The following is a 2,586-nucleotide window of genomic DNA, read 5'->3' on the forward strand; positions in this document are numbered from 1 at the left end:
ACCTCAATGTCTGCACCTATGCATAGTTACAAGGCGAGATCCTCCATTGAAATTAAATCGGCTTTTAGCCCAAAGCAGGATGGTTGAGGTCAGAATGAAAAATTTGGCCTTCTCAACTGCTGAGATTAAAGAACTCTACCAAAACTTGTTCAATAAGTCTATCAATGAAGAAACAGCAAATTCGTTAAAAAATAAAACAGAGGGTTGGATCGTTGCACTACGCATGGCGTCCTTGTTAACTACTCATACCTCTGGTGCTAAAGAGGTGTTTACCGAGTTTTCCGGTGATGTATACGCGCTCTCTCAGTATATGCTTCAAGAAATCCTCGAAAAACAGCCAGCAGAATTTCAGGAAATCCTTTTTAAGGTAAGTCTGCTAGACAGATTTAACGTTGAGCTAGTCAGTGCCCTTCCACAGATCACAGCAAAAAAGGCGCAATCATTTATGGATTGGTTACGAGAGATAAACCTCTTCATCATTCCCCTGGATCAGCAAAACAATTACTTCAGATTTCACCATCTCATTCAGGAGTTTTTGCAACGTATGGCCTCTAAGCGCATTATGGAGGATGACTTAGTTGATGTTCATACCAGTGCAGCCATATGGTTTGAGCGACACGAATTTATTGAAGATGCTATTCGCCACATGTTAAAAGCGCAAAAAGTAGCGGAGGTTTCGAAAATTATTATTCGGAATAGGCTATCAGAATTATTTAAGGATAAATGGTACGTTGTCCAGCGATGGTTGAGCAAACTACCGCAATCCGAAATGAATGAGCCTAACTTGCTTTTATCTGCTTGTTGGCCGGCATACGAAAATATTCAATTTGAGCTATTGGGCAGCTTGCTTCAACAGGCTGAATTACTTCTCAAAAATAATCAAGATTCAGCGCTATATGGCGAGTGGAACCTAGTTTCAGGTCTGCTTCAATTTTGGAGTGGAAACTGCGATCAGGCAATGACTCATTTTGAGCAAGCCAAAGTGTTGCTGCCAAAAGAAGAGAATCTATTTACGGGTATGCTGAACCTACACATATCAATGGCCAGAACGGTTTGTGGTAACATGGAGCTGGCGATTACTGAATTAAAGCAACAAATACGGCAATCTAAAGGCAATGCGGTTTATGAAACACGGCTGTATTCAGGCTTATATTATAATAACATGTTTGCCGGTAACCTGGCGCAGGCAAAGCGTAATGGCAACAAAGTGAAGACTATTGGTGCGAAAAATGACCTGCACTACACCCATGCCATGGGTGTATGCCAGGAAGCAATGGCTTGTTTTTGTGCTAATCAACTGGAAGATGCAAACGGCCTTCTTAGGATTGCGGAGCAAAAAAGATTTATCTTACACAAAGGAACAGCCATTGATGCCATGGCTGCCAAGGTCATTGCGTATGAAATACAGAACCAACCCAAAGAGGCAGATGCTACATTAAAAACCTTGAAAGCGTTTACCACAGAATTGAATCAGGACGCATACGCAATTGTAAGCAGCTCATGTGAAATGAGGCTATTGTCTATGCGAAATGAATTAGAAAAAGCCATGGAATGGCAGTCGCTCCTGGAGCAGTCCCCAATTTTTGCCAGTTTATTTATTTGGATTGAAGTACCAAGGCTTACACAAGTGCGCGTGCTTTTAAGAGAGTCCTCCGAAAAGAGTTTAGACAAGGCTGCTATGATTTTAGCTGAGGTAAGCCAAATAGCCAAACGCTACTATTTGATTAATCACCAAATTGAAATTGCGGTCCTTAAGGTTATTTTATTAATCAAACGAGGCATGTTAACAGAAGCTGCAAAAGCTTTAGACACGGCACTGCAACTATCTGAGCCTGGTCACTGGATAATGCCCTATTTAGAATGGAAATCAGAACTCTATCCTTTGATTGCCGAAGTTGGTAGTGACAAGGGTGGATCCTATTTCTATAAATTATTGCTGAAGTCATTAAACAAAGCAATTGGCACTAAGACAAACGAATTGGCAGCGCAGGTTAAGCTTGTTGAAATGGCCGCAGATAATGCTGAACAACTTTCGGTACGGGAAATTGATGTTGTGCGGTTGATGTCTCAAGGGTTTAGAAATAAAGAAATTGCCGACACCCTATTCATTTCGGTGGGTACAGTAAAAAAGCACATCTATAATATTGGTCAAAAATGGCAGTTGCATAATCGAATAACAATTGTTCAACGCGCAACTGAATTGAGCTACGTCTAAACCTTCTTGATGCATCAAAACGATGCTGTTCCCTATAAATTATCGTCTTTAAGATAGTTTATTGACCCATTTTACACCTTTATACTACTTTCGTTTATTGCGCAAGATTCAATCCTTGTATAGTTTTATCCTGTAATAAACGTACGGTGATGAAATCCAAAAATTCAGAAGAGTATTCAATTTTTTCCAAAACTGCAACCTATCAAATTCGGGTAGCTGGAGACGTAAAAACTGATTGGGCCGATAGTATTCGGGATTTGCAAATCATTAAAGACAAAGACCCTGATTTTGGAACTGTTTCTGTACTAACGGGACAAGTTGAAGATCAGGTCGCATTGTTGGGAATACTCAGTACGCTCTGTGATTATCAC

Annotated in this window: 2 protein-coding genes; both read left to right on the forward strand. The window is 40.4% G+C overall.

Features of this window, described 5'->3' with window-relative positions:
* Nucleotides 1-2,215, forward strand: a 2,215-nt coding sequence (locus Q0X77_RS08610) for a LuxR C-terminal-related transcriptional regulator (RefSeq protein ID WP_297795984.1), incomplete at its 5' end; no start/stop codon positions are given.
* A 149-nt stretch (nt 2,216-2,364) separates the two neighbouring features.
* Nucleotides 2,365-2,586 (forward strand): hypothetical protein (locus Q0X77_RS08615; RefSeq protein ID WP_297795986.1); only part of this gene is annotated, 222 nt, incomplete at its 3' end.

Origin of the sequence: uncultured Eudoraea sp., from assembly GCF_947258925.1 — a bacterium.
Lineage (GTDB): Bacteria > Bacteroidota > Bacteroidia > Flavobacteriales > Flavobacteriaceae > Eudoraea.